The organism is Nostoc edaphicum CCNP1411 (assembly GCF_014023275.1).
GTDB classification, from domain to species: Bacteria; Cyanobacteriota; Cyanobacteriia; order Cyanobacteriales; family Nostocaceae; genus Nostoc; species Nostoc edaphicum_A.
Genome location: NZ_CP054697.1, coordinates 1 through 21,464, shown reverse-complemented (window position 1 = coordinate 21,464; position 21,464 = coordinate 1). Strand labels below are relative to the sequence as shown.

The 21,464-nt window shown below is 41.0% G+C and carries 23 protein-coding genes and 1 riboswitch; of the genes, 6 read left to right on the top strand and 17 right to left on the bottom strand.

Annotated elements, in window-relative coordinates; translation table 11 throughout:
• Nucleotides 1-17: 17 nt before the first annotated feature.
• From HUN01_RS01580 to HUN01_RS01555, 6 genes are all read left to right on the top strand, one after another.
• On the top strand, nt 18-287 hold the full coding sequence (locus HUN01_RS01580) for a hypothetical protein (RefSeq protein WP_181927372.1): 270 nt from the start codon (nt 18-20) through the stop codon (nt 285-287).
• A 486-nt stretch (nt 288-773) separates the two neighbouring features.
• On the top strand, nt 774-1,184 hold the full coding sequence (locus tag HUN01_RS01575) for a hypothetical protein (protein ID WP_181927371.1): 411 nt from the start codon (nt 774-776) through the stop codon (nt 1,182-1,184).
• On the top strand, nt 1,184-1,900 hold the full coding sequence (locus HUN01_RS01570; RefSeq protein ID WP_181927370.1) for a hypothetical protein: 717 nt from the start codon (nt 1,184-1,186) through the stop codon (nt 1,898-1,900). The genes HUN01_RS01575 and HUN01_RS01570 overlap by 1 nt, the downstream gene beginning before the upstream one ends.
• Nucleotides 1,901-2,039: 139 nt before the next feature.
• The gene (locus HUN01_RS01565) at nt 2,040-3,887 is read left to right on the top strand and encodes a hypothetical protein (protein WP_238845422.1); all 1,848 of its coding nucleotides are present in this window, start codon (nt 2,040-2,042) and stop codon (nt 3,885-3,887) included.
• Between the two features lie 173 nt (nt 3,888-4,060).
• Entirely contained in the window at nt 4,061-4,411 is a 351-nt protein-coding gene (locus tag HUN01_RS01560; protein ID WP_181927369.1) for a hypothetical protein, read from the top strand.
• A 49-nt stretch (nt 4,412-4,460) separates the two neighbouring features.
• Nucleotides 4,461-4,598, top strand: coding sequence for a hypothetical protein (locus tag HUN01_RS01555; protein ID WP_181927368.1), 138 nt, complete (start codon nt 4,461-4,463; stop codon nt 4,596-4,598).
• Nucleotides 4,599-4,830: 232 nt separating this feature from the next.
• On the opposite strand, the gene HUN01_RS01550 is transcribed toward HUN01_RS01555, so the two are convergent.
• The 17 genes from HUN01_RS01550 to HUN01_RS01470 form a co-directional block, all read right to left on the bottom strand.
• Nucleotides 4,831-5,214: a toxin-antitoxin system TumE family protein gene (locus HUN01_RS01550; protein WP_181927367.1), complete on the bottom strand. Its 384-nt coding sequence runs from the start codon at nt 5,212-5,214 to the stop codon at nt 4,831-4,833.
• Nucleotides 5,204-5,494 carry a hypothetical protein gene (locus HUN01_RS01545; RefSeq protein WP_179076954.1) on the bottom strand — a complete coding sequence of 97 codons (291 nt, stop codon included), beginning with the start codon at nt 5,492-5,494 and terminating at the stop codon, nt 5,204-5,206. The genes HUN01_RS01550 and HUN01_RS01545 overlap by 11 nt, the downstream gene beginning before the upstream one ends.
• 249 nt (nt 5,495-5,743) lie before the next feature.
• A complete protein-coding gene (locus HUN01_RS01540; RefSeq protein ID WP_181927366.1) occupies nt 5,744-6,979 on the bottom strand; it encodes an AIPR family protein in 1,236 nt (411 codons plus the stop codon).
• 32 nt (nt 6,980-7,011) lie between these two features.
• A complete protein-coding gene (locus HUN01_RS01535) occupies nt 7,012-8,070 on the bottom strand; it encodes an ABC transporter ATP-binding protein (RefSeq protein WP_181927365.1) in 1,059 nt (352 codons plus the stop codon).
• Complete coding sequence (locus tag HUN01_RS01530) at nt 8,067-9,155, bottom strand: iron ABC transporter permease (protein WP_181927364.1); 1,089 nt, start codon at nt 9,153-9,155, stop codon at nt 8,067-8,069. The genes HUN01_RS01535 and HUN01_RS01530 overlap by 4 nt, the downstream gene beginning before the upstream one ends.
• Before the next feature lie 2 nt (nt 9,156-9,157).
• A complete protein-coding gene (locus HUN01_RS01525; RefSeq protein ID WP_181927363.1) occupies nt 9,158-10,375 on the bottom strand; it encodes an ABC transporter substrate-binding protein in 1,218 nt (405 codons plus the stop codon).
• Between the two features lie 131 nt (nt 10,376-10,506).
• Complete coding sequence (locus HUN01_RS01520; protein ID WP_181927362.1) at nt 10,507-11,379, bottom strand: (2Fe-2S) ferredoxin domain-containing protein; 873 nt, start codon at nt 11,377-11,379, stop codon at nt 10,507-10,509.
• 35 nt (nt 11,380-11,414) lie between these two features.
• Nucleotides 11,415-13,559: a TonB-dependent receptor plug domain-containing protein gene (locus HUN01_RS01515; RefSeq protein ID WP_181927361.1), complete on the bottom strand. Its 2,145-nt coding sequence runs from the start codon at nt 13,557-13,559 to the stop codon at nt 11,415-11,417.
• A 308-nt stretch (nt 13,560-13,867) separates the two neighbouring features.
• Nucleotides 13,868-14,017, bottom strand: a riboswitch (cobalamin riboswitch).
• A gap of 284 nt (nt 14,018-14,301) precedes the next feature.
• The gene (locus tag HUN01_RS01510; protein WP_181927360.1) at nt 14,302-14,757 is read right to left on the bottom strand and encodes a hypothetical protein; all 456 of its coding nucleotides are present in this window, start codon (nt 14,755-14,757) and stop codon (nt 14,302-14,304) included.
• Nucleotides 14,758-14,763: 6 nt separating this feature from the next.
• Nucleotides 14,764-15,624 (bottom strand): methyltransferase domain-containing protein, encoded by an 861-nt coding sequence (locus HUN01_RS01505; RefSeq protein ID WP_181927359.1) that lies wholly within the window; start codon nt 15,622-15,624, stop codon nt 14,764-14,766.
• A 169-nt stretch (nt 15,625-15,793) separates the two neighbouring features.
• Nucleotides 15,794-16,219: a QcrA and Rieske domain-containing protein gene (locus HUN01_RS01500; RefSeq protein WP_181927358.1), complete on the bottom strand. Its 426-nt coding sequence runs from the start codon at nt 16,217-16,219 to the stop codon at nt 15,794-15,796.
• 138 nt (nt 16,220-16,357) lie between these two features.
• Nucleotides 16,358-16,747, bottom strand: a complete 390-nt coding sequence (locus HUN01_RS01495) for a hypothetical protein (RefSeq protein WP_181927357.1) — start codon at nt 16,745-16,747, stop codon at nt 16,358-16,360.
• Nucleotides 16,748-17,086: 339 nt separating this feature from the next.
• Nucleotides 17,087-17,551, bottom strand: coding sequence for a hypothetical protein (locus HUN01_RS01490; RefSeq protein ID WP_181927356.1), 465 nt, complete (start codon nt 17,549-17,551; stop codon nt 17,087-17,089).
• Nucleotides 17,538-18,593, bottom strand: coding sequence for a cobalamin biosynthesis protein CobW (gene cobW / locus HUN01_RS01485; protein WP_181927355.1), 1,056 nt, complete (start codon nt 18,591-18,593; stop codon nt 17,538-17,540). Before cobW ends, HUN01_RS01490 begins: the two co-directional genes overlap by 14 nt.
• A 167-nt stretch (nt 18,594-18,760) precedes the next feature.
• Complete coding sequence (locus HUN01_RS01480) at nt 18,761-20,119, bottom strand: FAD-dependent hydroxylase (protein ID WP_181927354.1); 1,359 nt, start codon at nt 20,117-20,119, stop codon at nt 18,761-18,763.
• An 8-nt stretch (nt 20,120-20,127) separates the two neighbouring features.
• Complete coding sequence (locus tag HUN01_RS01475; protein WP_181927353.1) at nt 20,128-21,129, bottom strand: methyltransferase domain-containing protein; 1,002 nt, start codon at nt 21,127-21,129, stop codon at nt 20,128-20,130.
• 23 nt (nt 21,130-21,152) lie between these two features.
• Nucleotides 21,153-21,407 (bottom strand): hypothetical protein, encoded by a 255-nt coding sequence (locus HUN01_RS01470; protein WP_181927352.1) that lies wholly within the window; start codon nt 21,405-21,407, stop codon nt 21,153-21,155.
• Nucleotides 21,408-21,464: the final 57 nt, after the last annotated feature.

Here is a 21,464-nt window from a genome sequence, read left to right as displayed (position 1 = left end):
ATAAAACAGTAGCAGCATTGTTACAAATCCAAAATGAAACTGTTGCTACTGTTGCTGAAATCCGATTACTTCAAGAACTATTAACTCATCAAAGGAAAAATCAAGTTATGGATATTCTGAGTACGGGATTGTTTGCTACTTCAGTTGTTGGCGCTTTAGGTGGCAGTGCATATCTCGTTGGTAGCGTTGTTGCTACTGGATTAATTGGTAGTGGGATGTTCATTCCCTTGGGATTACTTGTTGGTGCAGGATTGACATTTCTGGGACGGGCATCGAGGCAAGAGTGATGGGCGGGAGTGTTTCATAAAGCTGTTTCACAGAACTGTTTCATGAAACAGTTTCAACGGTTTCATCAGTGTTTCAGGGCGTGAAACACCGTGAAACAGCATTCCCCCAGCGTGAAACATCAAACGTGAAACATGAAACACCAGCTAATTCCTTGATCGAAAGCCTTTATGGGCGAGATTGTTTCACGAAGCTGTTTCACAGCACTGTTTCATGAAACAGTTTCAACGGTTTCATCAGTGTTTCAGGGCGTGAAACAGCATGAAACAGCATTCCCCCAGCGTGAAACGTGAAACGTGAAACATGAAACACTAGCTAATTCCTTGCTCGAAAAGCGTTATGAAGGGTAGTGTTTCATCCAGCTGTTTCACGAAACTGTTTCAACGGTTTCATCAATGTTTCAGCATCGTGAAACATGAAACGCCTCATTTTATGTGTGAAACAGGGGAAAAATTTGTAGTAAGAACGCGCTATAACACAGTAGTCTCATGTATAAGAAACAACTGTACTTAGCTTTGGCTGGTGTTGGCATTTGCATATTGCCTGTAATCATCCCCTTAGTACCCAAGTTGGGGGCTTATGCAGAACTTCAACGGCTAAAAGCCACAGAAGAATTAGAGCGTTCCCGCATAGAAGAACGGGCAAAAACCAGTGATGCTCTATATGAGGCGGGAGTGATGCCCACAACTCGGAAACTGAGAATTACCAATTACTTTGATAGCGCTAAACGCAATCCCAGACCAGACACAACCCTATATCTTGATGATGAGATTATTGATGTTTTTGATGCGACGGGCAGGTGTATTGGACGAATTGAAGAAGGAATTTGGAAGTGGAAATACAAAGCCAAAGGGATTTGTAAAAGCGTTCAAAATATCAAACCAGTGAGGAAAAAGTAATGGCTAATAGTTCATCAAGTGCGGAAACTAATAGTACTGGCAACAGCGATAGTAAGCCTAAAGGTAAGAAGCGATCGCTTGGTGAAATAATCGATTTTTGTGCCAAGGCTGTAGTGATGATTGTCGGTTTACCCATTAGAGCAGCCGCCGCTATAGTCAATCAGTTTGTTGCTAATGGAGGTGCAGGTCGCGCGTTAGTTGGCGGGATTTTATTTATCGGCGGTTCCATGATTAGTGCTGATTCAACTTGGCAATTAATCTTTACTGGGCCCCCTGTTTTACCCTGGTTTGAGCCGACTTGGAATTGGCTAAATGTGCCGTTTGCACTGTTCAACCCGTTTTTTTACCTTGCATTCATAATTTCTGTAGGCGTTCAGGTAATCGAAGCCCACGCCCTACGCGGTAAAAACCCAGATTCAGCACGACGGGAACTTCAAGACCACATGGTTTATGACCTTGAAACCAAGCCTAGTGGCAAGATTGACTTAGTAGGCCAACTCTGGGCGGACTACAAAACCGCAGGTATACGCGATCGCTCTAGCGCTGGGCTAGTTGTGATTGCGGTTTGGGTGTTCGATATTGTCACCACCTTTGCCGCTCGTAACCCATTTGAATTTACAGCCCCATTCATGATTTTGGGTTGCATCTTGTTTAACATCGGCACAATGATGGCGGGTGAAATTGGGTTCGCTATTTGGCGGTTGACAAAGGATTAGAACGGAAACCGCCCAAGAAACCAATCACTGTAAAAAAGGGGCGGCAACGTTTCACCAAGGGAGGCATTTATGCAAAGTAACAATATCCCAAAAATTCACAACTAAAGAAACTGAACATTTACGCGAATCATATCCTAGCTTGTCTCACTTGGAAGCTGGCAATATCGCCCAATGGCTGCAAGAGAGAAAAGATGGATTATTTGAAATGGCACGGGCATCTGAGAATGAAGCAGACATGACTCGTGTACTTGGTTTGTTGGCTTCTGGGATCGGAGCAGTTTGTTATGCGGTTAACCCTTTGGCACTAGTTGGTGGTTTAGTCGGTGGTGCTGCGTGGTTATGGTTTGTTGTCGAACATTCCAACAGAACCAAGGAGATCGCCCCCTTGCCTTTTGTACGTGGCAACTTTATAGACGCTCTAGCTCGTGCCGGGGATTATGATGCGAGGAGCAATTATCAAGCGGATCATCTTGCCAATACTGTTAAATTCCTAGAGCGACAATCAGCAGAAGAGTACACCTTTCTTCATGCTGAGTTTGAAAATATTAGTCAGTATTTAACACAAGTTGAAGCAGGAAAACGCTTTTATGCTTATCGCTGGATGTTTGGCTGGTTTGGCAAGCTCAAGGGTCGTCAGCTACCCACTTATGAAAGCATGGCTCTTCATTTACAGGATGTGACAATTGACAGCCGAGTGAATCGGTCGGAGATAAGTGCCATCGCACAGGCAAACGTCCAGTTACCACCGACCATAGATATCAAGCAGTTTCAATCGCCACAGGTAGATATTGGCAAGATGAACCAAGCTGCGGAGTTTTCTAGACCTACAGAGTTACAGGCATCAGCTAATGGGGAAGTTGTACCAGAGACTTTAATTAATCTTCCTCTAATTAATAGGGCAAACGCACTCATCGCTGCTTTAACGAAAAGTGGTTTCCAAGTAGAAGATATGATGAGTTCTCAAGTCATTGCGATCGCTGGTACTCAGCGAGGTGGCAAGGGAACCTTAGCAGCAATCTTGGCAACATTATCTACTGCACTTGACCCCGGATTGAACACCCAATACTTTACAGCCGGGGTGGACGTTTACCCCTTTGCCTGCAACTTGACCTCTGCTCTTAAGTACCCGGATCAAGATGCGGATGGGGCTGATCAACTCGTCGCTCGTGATTTATTGAAATTTCTTAAGGGTTTAGATGGAAGCGAACCTTACTCCCATAAAAATTTACTGCTAGTGATTGATGAGGCAATGCGGTTGCTGTCATTGTTGGAGGAGAGCGATCGCACCTGGGCGATTCAATATTTACTTTCTCGCTTCGCTAAGTCTGGTGGTACATTAATTATCGTCTTGCATGGCTCTAACCTGACAAGCGTAGTCGGTAAAGCTACGGCTGGGCTGGCAGATACCTTTAAGCAATCGGTTAACTTTATTGGTTGTGTAGCTCAAGCGGTTAGCGCTGGTGGTCTACGCAAAATGAATGTCGCTAGTGGAGAATATTTTAAAGCCAACCCTAATAACTTTGGAGAACCTGTTAGTGGTGGCAATCTGGGCATGATTCCCGAATGGCTAAAGACCCATTTGCACCCAGGCAATGGGCAACCAGATCCAGCCAGAACATTACTTCAATTCTTCCCAGAATTAGTTCAACAGCATGAAAAGGCAGTCATACCTAGAGGGGAGAAAATTGCTCCATCAGATGCAGTTAATCATCTGGAGTCCATTTTTTCAAAGCCTTATCAAGAACTGGAATTTCTGGAAGTAGAAGAAAATAGTATTTCTGAGGCTGATTTGGAACAGATTGTGGCGATCGTTGCAGCTACTGCTAATCCTCCAGCTTCTTTTGCTGCTATCAGAAACAGCCGCAAGTGGGGCGAAGAGAAAAAGAGTGTTCTTTACTTGAGAAATGCCCTATCACAATTGATTGACACTAAACGATTGTGCGGAAATGAAAAAGATGGTTTTAGTGTTATTAACGTTAACCAGTAATATTCGTGACACTGACCGTTGAGTTCCGGTTGAGTTCCGGTCGAGTTCCGGTCAAGTTCCGGTATTCTCACATCTCCAAGTACCTCTGAAAAATAGAGTCGTTTTTGTCTCTCCAGCAAGTTTTAATTTTTTTTAAACATTTTCTAGAATGTCGGAGCATAGGAAGTTTAAAAATGACTGATAAATTAACCACAGCATTGCAAAAATTAGCCATAAGCCCAGTTAAGGCAGACAGGCTGGCTATCGAACGCTTAGAAAAACAGTACGGCGCTTCTTTACTAGAAATTACCAATGAGCTTGAAAATTATGCCATAGTCCATCAATCCATATCGGACGAAAGGGCTAAACCCAAAAATCAGTTGATTATCGTTTGCTGCTATGGCTGTCTTTGGGGCTGCAGTTATTGGAATTGCGACGTTATTTATCAAGCCCAGCGTTACTGTGGCGGCGATTGGGTTGGGTTTTACGGCTGGAGTGTCTGGGAAATTGTTGGTTCAAAAAGGGGAATAAATCGAAGTAGGTGAAGATGGGTTTTAATTATTTAGCTGAACTCTTAGATTCATTGGAGTAAAGATGTCTTGGTCTAAATCAATTTCCTTAGATGTTGCTAACAAGCTTTTTGACGTAATTGGGGTTTCTGTTGAGCAGAATCATTTAGAAGGGGGTTATGTCGCCAAACATGAAAACAAGATATTGAGAAGCCAACGTTAACCGCTTGCTGTATGGCTGTTTTAACTGACTGGGTAACAATTAAAGAGGATTAATTTGACTGTAGACGGATAAGGGATAATACAGCGAATGTGAATTCCTGGCAGAGCCATTGTTAAGGTCAGACTACGCTTTTCTAACAAAGGTGTAGTCTACAGCGAAAATAAATTAGTCGATGTCAAGCGATCTCTGAAGACATTGTGGACATTGGCAACGTCTGCCGTAGGAATCGCACTTATACTAATATTTTCTCAATTTCTTTTAGGATCTCAGCTAAAAAAGGAGCATCTGATTTAACGATATTATCCTCACTCCCATCATGTTTATGATGAGGGAAAGTAGTCAGATTTAATTTTCGGTGATGTTCTGTATTGTCATAGCGAAAAATTAGATTATTCTCTGAGTTCATATATTGATAACTATACATTTTTCTATCTGGGGATATTTCAACATAGATAAATTCCCTCAGATGCAGCAACGAATTATCTTTAAATTCGAGCTTGGCTCTGATAAAACCTTCATATATTCCTCTTTTTTCAGTTTCTAAATTAAATATTTTAACTATTTCTGAGGATTCGATTAAAATCCGAATTTGCTGAAAATAATCTTCAATCAACAAAATCAATCTCCTCTATCGACTCTTTTGTTTTTTGTAAATGTGCCAACATTCGAGCTTCTCCAATCCACTCATCATAGTCAAAATTATGGGATAATTCATCATTATTAAACTGAGTGAGAAATTCCTCAGTCGATAATTGATATTTGGTTTCAAAATCCTGAATCCGTTCTTCTGTTCTTTTGATTCCTGCTGTCACACTCTGTAATCTTTCTGACAAAGCACTTTGAATAATGCGTCTGAGGGAATCTGGATCTTTTGACCGGAGTTTGAGTTCAGCCATTATTTTTTCTCTCTTGCTACTGTTAAATTCACAAAATAGTCCTTGAATGAGCAGTTGTTATTGTATATGAAAATGGAAAATAATTTGTGAGCAATAGCACTTTTTCGATTTCACTTTCTTAGGCTATCACTTAAAACAGTTATCAGTCACCAGTTAAAACCCAAGGACTTTACGACTTGACTGATAACTGTTCACTCTTAAAAGCCATCGCCCATCCAAAACGAATCTCTCAATAGAAACCTTGTACTATTATTTCTTACCTGCTTGCACACGCCCTTTTGTACCTTGTGTAACCTTCGATTCTTCTTGCTTACTAGAGTTAACCATTTTCACCAAGTGCTGATTTAGATAACTCTGCGCTGAGATATACAAACTTTCCCAAATCTCTTGATTGCGACTTATTTTTGTGCCGACTGTATTTCCTGCTGTTTTCTCCGACACCAAGTATTTACGGAAGTAGTTAGTCCACAGGTGTTGGAGAAAATCTTCGGCGAATTCGTTAAACGGCAGAATCCATTTATAGTCCTTATCCAAAAATACCCGATAGGACGCAATTATCGGTAATGCTAGGTCAGTTGGCGCACCAAACCCGAAAGAGTATTTGCTATCAGGCAACAACGTAGTTTTACGTATATCTATTGATGCTAAATCGTTGGCACCCTTTCTTCTGGGGTTGCTGATATGGTCTTGGATAATTTCATAGAGTCTTTGCTCTATCCACAAAGCATGAGTTAGGAGAGGCAGTAAAGCAGTTAACCGTTCCCTTTCTGCATCTGTGATGTTACTTGGAAGACTCATCCCTGCTGGGTGTTTGGTTCGTTTATTGCCGTCGGGGTTGTATTTATTCCTGTCGAGGCAGTAAAGGAGCTTGAGCAAATGGGTGACATTGCACTGGGCATTTCTGGGAGCGCCGCTTTGGTTTTGGTAATAGGCAATGCGGAATTTTCTATCTTCTGCTCTCTCTAACTGGGCTAAATACTGCTTGATGAATTTGTAATCACCCCTAGCGTTGACTTTGGAGCGAGAATCTACTGGCGTTGTAGTATTACTTGCTAGGGCTATATCTTTGGCTGATTCTTCAGTCAGCCCGATGTGAATCGTAACTTTTACCCTAGCTTCGGTTAAATTGTAGTTGTAATTTTTAGCTTGCTCAAAAGCTAAAACTGTATGTCCTCCGTTAATAATGCCGTCGCTGCCACCCTCGTTAGCTTCTAAGACTTCTAGCTCTAGTTCAGTTTTGTTCTTGACAGGTTTAGTTTTATTGGCTGACAGAACGATTCCACTGTGGCGAGAGAAGAATTTTACAGGTTCGGTGGTCAGTGAGTCGAAGATTTGTCTGTAGGTCGCGCTTTTACGGTTCGGTTCCCGGATGTTCGGTTCTAGCGGCAGGTCTATAGGGAAGCTGTCTACATGGGCGGTGGCGATGATGCAATTGGGGTTGGCTTGAAAATAGTTATCTATCTTGATGTTCCAAGTCTTGGGCATAGTTGATTTGCAATGTCAGGGGAATTTCTATGTTAACCAAAACCCTGACCCTGATATAAACAATCCAAAAATTTAATCAGTGTATACAATGAATGATGAGTGTAAACAGTCTTATTGTTTGTGATTCGCCAAAAAACTTGTGCAGAGTTTGATATAACTTCTACTGAGATTTGTGTTTGCGTCGTATCTTCTACAGTAAAAGACTTTGCACTTCGATTAACCAAGAATCCCACTCTTTCCAAAGCACGAATAGTCCATATAGTTGCAATTCCCTCACCTATTACATTAATTTCTTCCTTGTGGGATGTATGGAGATGAAATTCTCCAGAAGCAACATCGAACTCTACACCTTCACTCTCGAAAGTATCAGCAAATGCACCACTTAACACCAAATCTTCCGGTGCGCCAACGTGTAAAATACCATTAGCTGTTAATAGCCAAACCTTATCAGCAAGACGCAAAGCTAAATCTAAATCGTGGGTAGAAAGGAGAATCGCTTGATTCGTTTCTCGTGCTAACTGACGCAATAATTGCATAATTTCCACCCGTCGCGGTAAATCTAAAAATGCTGTTGGCTCATCAAGTAACATCACAATAGGCGACTGAGCCAAAGCACGCGCAATCATAATTTTTTGGCGTTCACCATCACTTAATTCGCTAACTTGGCGTTGTGCTAAGTGTACTGCTCCTACAGATTTTATTGCCCAAGTTACTATAGCTTCATCTTCGGGTGTCAAATTTCCCCACCAATCAGTGTAAGGATATCGCCCCAAGCTCACCAAGGTGTAAGCTGATAGCATTCCGACATCAACTTTCTCGGTGAGTACCAAACTCAGACGTTTGGCTAATTCTTGTGGTGCTAACTTGTAAATATTTTCTCCCAAGAGTCGCACTTCACCTGATATTGGGGGTTGCATTCCGGCGAGCGATCGCAGTAATGTAGATTTACCTGCACCATTGGGGCCGAGTAAGCAAACAAGTTCCCCAGCTTGCAGAGATACAGAAATATCAGACGCAACACACCGAACAGTTTTTCGGGATGTCTTATAACCAATAGTCAAATTGTGAGTTGTTAAAATCGCATCATTCATGACGGAAAAGACTTTTGTGAATTACGCCGCAGAATTACCCAAGTCACAACAGGAGTTCCAATTAAAGCAGTAACAGCATTTAAAGGTAAAACCATTTGACTTACCGCAAGTTGGGAAAACAAATCTGCAAACAATGCTAAGATTGCACCCATCATTGTCACACTAGGGATTAATATCCGATGATCGGAAGTATTGAACAGACTACGACACAAATGGGGAATTGCCACACCTAAAAATGCTATGGGGCCGCAAAAAGCAGTAATTGCGCCTGCTAATATAGATGCACTAGTAATAATAGAAAATCTAGTTTTTTGCACAGTTAAACCTAAACTACGTGCATAAGATTCACCAAGTAAAAGTGCATTCAAAGATTTTGATTGCAACACTGCTCCCAATAAACTCAAAAGTATCACAGGAATTAAAACAACTAACTGTCTCCAAGTCACCCCAGCAAAACTACCAAAAGTCCACATGATATAACTTTGAATGCGTTCTTTTGAGCTAAACTGCAACAAAATACTTACTATTGCACTAGTAGCATAACCAAACAATAAACCTAAAATTAATAGTGTCATCGTATCTTGCACTCGGCGAGAAACAACTAACATCATCCCTAAAACTGATGCTGCGCCAAGACTTGCTGCTATGACTAAACCAAAATCACTAATTATTCCCAAATCTGCTAATAGTGTTGGTGTTGTAGCACTTGCTGTCAGCACAACTAACGCTACACCTAAACTTGCACCAGAACTAATACCCAATACAAAAGGCCCTGCTAAGGGATTTTTAAATAGGGTTTGCATTTGTAAGCCACTCACACCTAAAGCTGCACCCGCTAAAGTTGCAGTTAAAGCTTTAGGTAAGCGAAATTTGAGAATAATATGAGTCCATGTCACTTTTTCTGCTTCTTGTCCGAGTAAAATTTTTATTACTTCATTAACAGGAATATCAACTGAACCTAAAGCCAAGTCTAATAAAAAAGCCAAAATTAAACTTATAAATATAATTAAGAAAATAATGGTTTTGAAAACCGGAGTTTTTTGGGTTATTAGGGGAATTTTAAATTTATATTTTGCGCTTAACATTATTAACTAAGTCTGTGGTAATAAAATAACTGATGGTTAGGTAATATTTCTGGATGTAGTATTTTAATCAAGTCAGATAAAACCATATCTGGGTTACTAATTCCGCCTTCCCAGTAATCATTACCTCCGTTTTCATTAACACGGGCATTATTATTGTAAAGATTGCCTGTTTTCACAGCCTTAAAATCAGCATAGCGATTATCTTCTGCGACTAAATCCTTTAATTTCTTCCAAGATTGGCTAAAATTCAACCAGTAGTCAGCATTCGCTGCACGTTCTAAAACAACTTCAAAAGATAAAGGTAAACTACCAGAAGATTTATCATCAATCCAGAGATAATCTGCTCCTGCATCAGCCAGATATTTGGCTACGTAACTTTTACCCCCAGGCATATACCAAGTTCCTTTAAAATTGAACCCAACAAATATAGTTGGACGATTTTTTACAGATTTAGCTTTTTCAGCTACTCGTGCATATTTATTGGCAATTTCACTAAATATTTTTTCTGCTTGTTCGTCTTTATTAAAAAACAGAGCCGTAAATTTTAACCATTCGCTTCTTCCCAGTGGTGTGTCTTCCATATATTCAGAATTTATCCCCACTTTCAAACCCGCCTCCGTAAGTTTGGCATAACTATCAGTTTGAGAATTTCCTGTACCAAAAGTTGTCACCAAGTCAGGATTTAATTCTAGTACTTTCTCTATATCCACATTAGAATTATTCCCTACTTGTGTTATCTTTCCAGCTTTAATTCTCTCGACTACATCAGGAGTATTGACTTGTTTAGTATTACTAATACCAATCAGTTTATCAACTACACCTAATTTCGCTAGGTGGGGTAAATGAGTAGTAGATAAAGAAACTATGGAGTTAATAGGAACTGTAATTACCTGCGCTTGATTAAATCCTTTTGGCGTGGGAGTTCCACATTGAACTAAAACATATTGAAACTTTGTGTTAGCATTCTGCCAAGGATTTTTTAGAGTGACGATTTTGTAGTGTTTATGATACTCTACTGCGAAGCCTGTGGCATGAGTAATCTTGATTTTATTAGGGAAGTAATCAGTATTGGGATCATAGTTTTGAATACAGCCGTTATTATTGGCATTTGTAGAGGTATCAATTGCTGTACTATGGCAAGCAATAATTAAAGTGGCAATTAAGAAGAATTGGCATAAAAAAATAATGGGTTTTGAGTGAGTCAGTTTTACCAATTTCATGTGGTTTGAGGAAAGATAATTTTTCTCACGCAGAGACACAAAGGCGCAGAGAGTTAGAGAGGAAGAGAAAAGAAGATGAACTAAATAAAATCTGTTTTACGTCTTTGCGTGAGATTTGTAAAAAATAGAAGTTATGGGGAATCTGGTGGATAGCAATGTTCAATAACTTTGTTACCTTTTAGCAAATGTTCATTGACAATAGTTTCAGCTACACTTGAGTTAACGCGAGTATACCAAGTTCTATCATCAGAATAAAATACTACTGGCCCTTGTTGGCAAACTTCCAAGCAGCCAGATGTTCTCACTTCTATATCTAAACTGGCATTTTCAACTGCTGATTTTAAAGCATCAAATGTGGGTTGCCATTTGCGTGAAGGAAGACAGCGAGTTGAGGTACAAACTGAAATATAAGAATGCTTCAGGGGATTTTTGCTAAACGGGATTGGTTGAATACCCAATACATAAATATCTCTTAATTCCTGATACAAAGCTAACTTTGATAAATCAGGTTTACCTTCTGGTAATAAATTTTCACCATCAACGAAAGGATTCGGTAATAAAATCGTCATCAATTGTTCATCTGCACCATTCCAAAATTGAATCCCCCAACTTCTGGGATTTCCTTCTGCATTAAACCGACGATAAAAAGCCGCACGACTAACTTGACGCTGCTTCCTGACTTCTACAGGGGTTCTACAAAGAGGCCCACCAAAATTAGTATCAATACACAAATGTAAATGACAACCTTCAGTCGCTACCGTCAAATATCCATCGTAGAGAATACAAAGTTTTGGTGCAGCATTAAATTCTAATTCCAAAACACTACCTTGGACAATATGCCCCACCCCTACCTGTTGCCAATTCTGCTCAAATAAGGTGTAAAGTAACGATGACAAAACATCACTTCCACAATCAAAATATTCATACTCAATTGTCCCACCTGTAGACAACGCCTCAGTCACAACTTGATTTACTGGTGTAACCAAACAATTAAATTCACTCATCTTCAATTCTCCTGTGCGTGAAAAAACTCTTAACCTTAAAACCTAGAACTCAACCCAACCTGAAAAACCCTCCCCCCATCAGGAAAACCCGGAAATAACTGATAACGCTGGTTAAAGATATTATCTACACTACTTGTCAGTATCAAACTATCATTTAAAGGGACGCGCATTTTGAAATCTAAAGTAGTATAACCAGACAAAAACTCTGTATTATCGTTATTCGTTGGATACCCATTCAAAGAATTCATGAGCAATCCTAAATACCAACCTTGAGGATTTTCATAAGAAACACCCAAATTTAATTTATCCGCACCTGCAAAACGCAACTCTTTATCAACTTCCGCCGGATTAGAACTTTCTAAAATCCGTGGATCATTAGCTGTATAATTAGCAAAAGCATAGATATTCTTCGCTAGCTGCAAATTTAGAGAGGCTTCAATTCCTGTCGTTCTAACCAGTCCGATATTTTCAAAAGTACCTGTATTGCCATTTACGGGTGGTGTCAGTCTTTTAAAGGCAATTGTATCTGACACTGTATTACTAAAGAAGGTCAAACGTAATAAGCCTATATTACCTAACTTTTGGTCAATGCCAATATCAAAACTATCACCCTTTTCGGGTTTAAGTTCAGGATTACCAATATTAGTAGGATTATTGTTAAATAAATTAGCAATGGTTGGCGCTCGGAAGTTTCTGATATAGTTAGCTCTGAGTGTTGTGGAGTCAGATATTGCTAATTTTGTACCTACAGATGGTGATGTAAATGAACCATTTACCAAGCTACTGAAATCTTGGCGTACTCCTAAATTGATACTGAAACTAGAAGTAAGATTATTTTCATATTTGGCGAAAATGGCTCCTTGACTAATACCGTTGTCGTAATTTTCTCTATTGACATTAGTGCCATAATTAAAGATGGTATTACGCACATTTGCATTCCGGTAATCAAAGCCGTAAACCAAAATCTGATTTTTGGTCAGATTCCAACTGTGTGTGGTTTGAATCCCGTAAGAAACTTGGTTAGAATCAAACCGATTTTGAGATGAAAGTGCGCCACTGCGGTTATCAAAACGAGTATTGAGAAAATCAGTGTAAACTCTGGCTGTTAAAAGTGAATCATTACCATTGCCTAATTTGGAATTCCAGGTTAAATCAGTGAGAACTTGGTCTGTATATTTGCGATTATTGTCGGTGAGAGAATTGAAAAAACCTTGCCCAAATTGTGGTTCAGGAATTGCTACACCTCCTGGTACTCCCTGTTCTTTGCTTAAGTATAGGGTTGAGAGACTTAAGGTATTACGTGTTCCTAAATCTGCCTCTAGTTTGACATTAAAGTTGTTAAACAGAGCATCATTATTTGTTCTAGTTCCTGTAAAATTGGCTTCAGGAATTGTGAAAGGATAATTATTTTCTGCTTGGGTACGGTTGTAACCTACAACCCAAGAAATCGCACCTGCTTTCCCACTATTTTGAATACTTTGTTGGTTTAGTCCATAAGCACCAATATTCACCTTGGCTTCTGTTGTAACTTTCTCTGTGGGACGACGAGTGACAATATTAATTACCCCTCCTATTGCATCAGAACCATAAAGTGTTGAACCTCCTCCTGGTAACACTTCAACTCTTTCAATATTATTGGTGGTAAATTCTGAGAGGTCAAAACCACCGCCACCAAGATTATTAATTGGTCTACCATCAAGCAATATTAATACTTGACCGATATTAGAACCGCGAATAAATTGACCACTTAAGGCATTAACTTCTGTGCCAACTGTACCATCACCCAAGATACCAGGAAGAAATCGCAGTGCTTCTTTGACAGTTCTTGCACCTTGCGCTTCCATTTCTTCACCCGTAATTACGTAAACGGGACGGGTGGAATCTTTCACTGTCCCTTCGCGGCGAAAGGGTGAAAATACAGGTTCATTCAATAGCTTGTCGATGACTGTCAGTTCAATATCGGGTTCTGTTCCTGTTGTGGAGGCTGGAGTATTTTCAGGTGTTACTTGTGCAACTGGTTGTAAGTCTCTTGCAGAACCTTCATACTTAGGAAACTCAGATATTTGTGCAACTTGATTAGCGATCGCTACATTTCTTCCGCAGACTATCCCATAGATTGCGGTAAAAACGAAGATTTTTGAGAAAAATTCACAATAAGTAACTATGCGGGAAGTGGACATGAAACTCCTCGTTTTCAGTAAATGCAGGTATTTATTTGTGCTATGAGTTTTTAAGATTTAGGCTTCAACTAGCTTGCTACAATGCATTGCCATACCTAAATCATGATGGGTACTATTTTGATAGCAAAAAGACTTTGTGGTATTCCTTATGGATACCCAAATCCCTATAGGACAACCCAAAATTGAGTGTCGTTACTAACAGCGAAGCGAATTAGTAAAACTTGCAAAGGGTACTGTCTTAAAACAGTATCTGTACCCATGAAATTTATTAATCAAATGTATCATCTGTGCCTCGCAGATAAATGTTTTGTGTCTAGAGTGAGTCGGCGGGCATTCTGACTAAGAGACACGTTATATTCGTCTCATTACAGCTGCGGGACAGCGCCGGATTTACACCGAACTTTCCCCCTTGCGCCTGATGGCTGCTCACCATCAGAACCGACAGTCATGTGTCACATTACCATAGTTACTGTCTATATGTAAATTCAGTGGATAATAATTTTGATTCCCCATATTACTTACTGAATATATAATTATACTTGTGCTACAGTTAACACTCATAAAATAAATTCCCTAATTATCAGGATAGGGGACTTTTCGCACACTCTAGATTTAATTTTGTCCAGAGTCTTACATTCCTAAGAAGTAGTGTAAGACTTTAATTTTGCTATTAAAGCTCTATACATAGCAATTGGGAAAAAGCGGTAAAACTAGAAAGCTTGTTTTTGCTTTTGGATGAGTTTCATTGTGTTTTTGCTCCTATTGAGAGAGAGTGGTGAGGTTGGAATTCTGCCCATTGTTTGCATATAGTTTGGTAACATTGGGGTGGTGTAATTGGTAATTTTGTTAAATAGAAAAAAGCAGCTTGATAACCGTATTCCAACAAAAAAATAACATCTTTTTGGGGATTATATTTATCTACAGCTTCGAGAATATGAGCATTCATGAAGTGTCTTTGCAACAGTACGGTATCTGGTGCTGTTAACCAAGCATTTAAGAAAGCTGCGAGATTTTTACGCGGGATAAAATGCGCTTTAAATGTTTCACCAGCAATACTTAAATGCGGAGAATTAGTGCTGCAAATTACAACACCACGTTCTCCTCCTAAATAGCCAACCCAAGCGTTGTAACCAATTGCTAATATATTGGTGGCGATAAAAGTTTGTTGCCAATCTTGGGTGTTTATTTCTGTGGTCATTTTCAATTAAACTCCTTTAGATAACTGCCAAAGTTGAACGGAATAACACAGATGGTTTTCAAAAATAGTGCGTGCTGCTAACCCCTCAGCAATTGGCTTTTCCAACCAACGCTTAAATGCCCAACGACCGAGTGTGTATAATGGTGGGACGGCGATCGCTACAACATCAGCAATATATTTAACTGTAGTCAGCCCAAAAATACGAAAATTATCAACACACAAGTCAATCGTTGGCGCAATATGGGTTGAAATGTCTTCAGTCTTGATTAATTTGAATCCAGTCTGTTCCAACGCCGCTTGGAGTTCGCTGGCGACATGACAATTAGAAAAAATACCTTCTCGGTATTCGGCATCAAAACGCATCATATCTGCAAGCAGCAGGTAGCCACCACTATCCAATAAACGAGCCGCGCCTTGAGCTAAATCGAGAGCAGCAATATATTGACTGCTTTCGCTAAATAAAATGAGGTCGTAGGAGTTTGAGGTGCGAAAATCTTCAAATCTCGTTAAGTAGAAAGGTACTTGGCCATTGGTATTTTGAATAAATCTCTCTTGCTGGAGTGCGTCGGGTGCTAATCCCTCAACACTGAAACCGCAGCTGTACAAATACGCTGCGTTACCACCAATCCCACAGCCGACATCCAGCACAGTTTTTGTCCCCTCTGGAATAAAACTCAAAAGTTTAGCTGTATATGCTGACTGCGCCGCACGCAGGCGAGTCAGAGTTAATTCTTCACCCCTTTTAGGTAGTGGTTCCCAATACCCGTAATGAAGATAGGAAGAACCTGTAAGCCCCATATAGTAATCTATCGCTGCATTTTGGTAGCGAGTCGCTTTTGGAATATTGACTAGTTTTGGTTTTTGCATTTATAAATTGATAGAAACAGTTACACATTCATGCTTAATATTCCAAGCGATATCAGTTTGTTAATTTTGTCGTTTGATTAACTAACGTATTACTGGTAATTTCTGCGTAATACTAAATTTTAGTGGAAATTTAAAACCCCAAATGAAAGCTAAGATTATTAATTACGAATTATGAACTACGTTTTACAATAACTAAATCACCCTCTATTTTTGTCTCGTAATTTGATAGTGGTTTTGTAGCTGGCCCCATCTGCACATTACCATTAGGATCAAATTCCGAAGCATGACAAGGACATAAAAATATTTTTTCTTCTGCAAGCCACTCCACTGTACAACCCATGTGAGTGCAGGTAGGGTTCACAGCCACTAGATTTTTGCTTTTAGAAGTACCAACTACCAATACTGCACCAACAGGTAGGTTTTCATTTAATAGCTGACCAGCTTTATCCAATTCGGCGATTGTTCCCACTGTTTGCCAATCTCCAGATGTTGATGATATTGCTGTAGTTTCTGGAGCATAAGCCACACCTTTTTCAGGTAGGCTACTTGCCAAATAACCTAAACCAAAGCAAGTAATAAAATCACGACGTTTCATATTATTTAAGTTTTATATAAACAATTTATTGCACTCTGAAACTTCTAAACACAAAACTGTAAAACAGTGAGGGAAGAGAGAAAAACTCTTCCCCTATCCCCTGCTTTTGGAAAGATGAAAAACCAAGGAAATTAGATTCTAGGGTAGGCTATTCCGCAGACGGCGTAAACAATTTATCGATGCAGCACAATCACAACCAAACATAGCTACAGCAGCATCACTTTCTGCATCCGTAACCCCAAGCAGAGCCTTTTCGCTGTCATCCGATGTAACATCAATCTCTGCTACGCCTTTTTGCAAATGAGATAATTCTTCAGCATGAGCGCAGAAAAACTTACCGAGTTTCGGATGTCTTACACAAGCTTTTTGGTCTGATGCTGATACTGGTGTAGTAGCAGCGTCAGGACGGTCTACTGGTTGCGGATTTACTGGTTCACCAGCTGTGGTCACTTTACTGGTCATTACCAATGATGCTAGGGACATCAAAGCTGCGGATTTGGTAGTTAAAGTTATTAAAGCTTTCTTCATGCAATTGTCCTAGAAGTAGGTTGACAATTAAGGTTAATGTTCTCTCAGCTTGGTAGGGGAATGATGTTTTCTAAAAACCTGGATACTCGAAGCAATTCACCCATAATATACACCAGAAAATAAATTGCTATCTGAGATTCACAGATTCTTGAAAAATAGTTGCAAAAAATCAAAGTAAAATCTTTTATTTTTCACTTTGTATCTCTTACATTGATTTATTTCCCAAACAGGAGGTTTTCCTGTTTTATATACTTAATAGCTACTTGGTAGAGAGATAGCAATTGATTATACTCCAAGTTTAAAAAGTGCAACTATATGTGTTGATATCCTGTATATCTTCTACGGCATTAGGCTTGGTTTAAATTCTGACCAACGCTTGCGAACTTGTTCGTAGCAATCGGGTGGAGTAATTTTTAGTTGGTGTAAAAAATTAACCTCAATCTGAGGTTCAGCCTTTAGCACCAGAAGAATATCTTGATGGGGATTGTATGTTGCGATCGCTGGGGAAATTGATGAAATCATGGATGAGCAGATTGATTGCGATATAGCTCCGCTATCTTGAAACGAACGCAAGTAAAACCCAATCAGATCGGAGGGAAGAAATTGCAGGGTGAAGGGAACTGTATCAAGACTTGTATTTGTAGGGTGAGTAACTTTAGTATCCACATCACAAATGACAACTCCCCGCCCAAATGACTGAAATCCTTTCCATCCTGTGTAACCGATTACCAGTAGATTATTATGGATAAAGCTGTTTTGCCAGTAGCCGAAATTTCCTTGCCAAACACTATTAGATGGTCGCATTGACTTCCTCCCCCAACACCAATGATTCAATGCGAACCTGATTGAGTTCCTGTCCAATGAATACTAATCTTGTTTGACGGAGTTCGTCGGGTTTCCAAGGACGATCGTAAAAGTAGTCAAATCGATTACCAACACCCTGTAATACCAGACGCATAGCTTTATTCGGAACTGCTACAAATCCCTTAATTCGATAAATTTCTTGCTGTTGCACTAATGTTTGCAAGCGTTTGACTAGGACAGTCGGCTCAAATGCCTGGTCTAACAGTAGTTGCACTGCATTAATCCCTTCATCATGTTCGTGGTCTTCTTCAGTATCGTGATGACTAGGACGACTATCTAAGTTGTCTTCTACCGCAGCGTTGAAACCGAGTAATAAATCGCCACTGATTTTACCATCCTGACAAGGAATGACTTTTACACCAGGCGATAAGTTCTGCTTTAGCCAATCTTGCACCCTAACTTGCGTTTGTTCGTCAACGCGATCGCTCTTGGTAAGCAATACTAGATCGGCACAAGCCAGTTGATCTTCAAACAGCTCCTCAATGGGTGTTTCGTGTTCTAGACTAGAGTCGGCTTGTCTCTGTGCTAAAAGGGCTGCTAAATCACCTACATATTGATTAGTTGCCAACGCTTCACAGTCCACCACAGTAATTACGCTGTCTACTGTAGCGCCTGTGCGAATCTCCGGCCAGCGAAATGCTTGTACCAATGGTTTTGGTAGTGCTAGTCCAGAGGTTTCAATCAACATACAATCAAGGCGATCGCGTCGCTTCAGTAATTCTTGCATCACTGGTAAGAATTCCTCTTGCACCGTACAGCACAGACAACCATTGGTGAGTTCAACAATATTACTGTTGGAGTCTTCTTCATCGTCACATACTTGGCAATCACGTAAAAGTTCGCCATCAATTCCGATTTCTCCAAATTCATTCACCAAAACAGCAATGCGTCGTCCTTCATTGTTTTGGAGTAAATGGCGAATTAACGTCGTTTTGCCTGCGCCGAGAAATCCTGTAATTACTGTGACGGGAATTTTTTGCATATAAAGTGTGTCGTTTGTTGATTAATTTTGCGATGTGCAGAAAGAAGTTCAAACCGCAGATATCACATAGTCAGCAGGCGTTAAAATCCAAATATTCATAGCTAGCTGCGCCCAAAACAAAACTTAAATTCGTTCTTAGTTAAAGTTGTGTCGGTTAGGTGCAAGCACTAATTCATATCTATATTCTGCAACGCCGCCGAGGATGAGCGATCAGAGGCTATATGTTTAACGCTACCGTTACCATTGCTCACTTTCTCGGCAGATAGAGCGTTAAGTTGTGGCTGGCGACCCCACAGCCCGGTCATCAGTCGCAGCAGTAGCCTTCGTGGGAAAGACCAGTAAATTATCAGTCGCAGCAGTAGCCGCCGCAATCTCACCATTGGTAGCCAGTGGTTAGAAAAGCTACGGTTGAGAATATCAGTAAAAGCTAGCACCACCCAGTTTTCATAACGCCGCCAGCGATCGTAGCGTTTTAGAACTATCAGAGAACCCAAGTCTTGTTTCTGTTGTTGTGCAGTTTGCAGCACTTGGGCTAGGGCAGCCGCATCACGAATACCCATATTTAGCCCCTGACCGCCCACCGGATGACAGCAGTGGGCAGCATCCCCCAATAACACCAAGCGCGGCTGGCAATAGCTGCGGCTCTGCATCAACTGTGCAGGAAACACCAAGGGCTGGCTCAACAAGGTTAGTTTCCCCATTTGGTCGCCGTAACGTTGTTGCAGTTCGGTCATAAACTGGTCGCTTGGCAGAGCAACTATTGCCTGAGCTTCTGTGTGGGGGGCAATCCAGACGATTTGGCAGCGATTATCAGGCAAGGGCAAAATTGCAAAAGGGCCGCTAGACCAAAAACGCTCGTAGCCGATATTCTGGTGCGAGCGCTCTGGGGCAACGAAAGCTGTGATACAGGATTGCCAGTAAGCCCAACCGTTAGTTTTGATGCCAGCAGAAGAGCGAATTTGCGAGTTGATGCCATCAGCAGCCACGACCAACTTTGATTGCAACCGTTGTTGACCCTGGGAATTCTCCAGCACTACTCCTGCGGTTTCAGCTCCATAGCGCACCTCAACCACTTGAGTCTCATAACAACAAGTAATGTTAGCTGCTGTTGCCACTCGTTGCTGGAGTGCCGCCATCAGTACTCCATGCTCACCACAGTGGTAAACTGCTGGTTCACCCAAATCTTTTGGACAAAACTCGACTAGGTGAGGATAGTCCGCGTCTGACAGTAACACCCGTGAAAAATGGCTAATTTTTGGCGAAATTTGCTCCCATACCCCCAAATCACGAAAAATCTGGCTCGTCATTGGCGACAGGGCATAAACTCTTGATCGCTTTGTTACTTGCTGTTCCTGTTGTGCTTCCACTACTAAAATTTGCAGACCTGACGATTCTCCTTCCCTGCGGGAGGCTGCGCCAATGGAGACGCTACGCGATCGCAGTCCACAAGCTAGTGTCAAACCTGAAATACCGCCGCCGACAATAACCACATCGTAGTTTATCGTTGGAAACTCAAAATTTGTCATTATGCTTGCTACCTAACCAAGCTTGAGGGATTTTGGTTGGCAAAGTTTCTGTCCATCAATTCTGTGCGCGAGTTTGCCCGCACAGCCCGGAACATTCCAAATCGACACAAAAGAGCACCAAACGCCAAACGCATCAGTAAAAGCGTCGGTACCTCGCGCACAGATTTAATGAAACCAGACAGTCCAAAACGCACCAATCCCTCTGGTCGAGCTATCCCTTGCCAAATCGAATCGAACCAAGAAGGAAGGGTTTCTTGCGTCCAGTCTGCCGTAATTACCTCCCCCTCAACTAATTCTGTCTCTGCCAAAAGCTCGGAAAAGCCTTCAATGCTGGAAAAAGCTGGATGAGACCACTGTTCGAGGAGTTGCCGCATTACTGGTTTCTCCCAAAAATTTAGGGGCTTTTGGCGGTCATCCCTCTGATTCCAGTCAGCTACAACCAACACCCCACCAGGCTTTAGCACCCGCATTAATTCTCTAGCAAAAACGGCTTTATCTGGCATGTGGGGGCCGGCTTCGATTGACCAGACTACATCAAAACTGGCATCTGGAAACGACAATGCCATCGCATCATCGACCGCAAACTGGACGTTTAGCCCGTCAGGTGTTAACTCCTGGGCGCGGTTAACCTGCTGTGGGCTGATGGTAATCCCTGTGACCGCAAACCCATAATCTCGCGCTAAAATCCGGCTGCTGCCGCCAATACCACAGCCAACATCTAAGACGGTAGTACCATGAGGTAATTTTTCTATTCCTCCCCATTTAACCATCTCATGTACAAAATCAGATTTAGCAGCTAAAAAATCCTTGCGTCGTGGCGGCGAACCGTAGTGACCGAGGTGAATGTGTTCCCCCCAATAAAACTCTAGGATGCCGTCAAGCGTCCATTGATCGTAGGAATTGGCAACTGTGGATGAGGATTGATACTTGCGGGCAGTTAGGAAATAAGCCGCAATTCCAATTACTAAAAGCATCAGAAAACCAATTACAGAATATAATAAAGTTGACATTTTTTTTGAACGTTTTTGTACACCTATTTGAGTCGATCTAACGGTTTACTTATTGCTGCTTGTCCCGAATCAGACGAGCGATGTCGTAACCGCCCGACAAAGGCAATTGCAATATAAATCATCCGATACATCGACATTGCAATATTTTGAACATCTGGAATAATTTTCCCTTGAAATAGACTGGGCTTGTGTTTATCTTGGGGGAGAGCCGTTTGTTTGACAAAGGGGTGAATAGCAGTAGGAATCTTCCCAGTTCGGTGAAGATAGAATTTCGGCATGATAATTAACTGAAGTATTAATTTAGTAAATTAGCAATTTCTATGCGTGATTGGGAA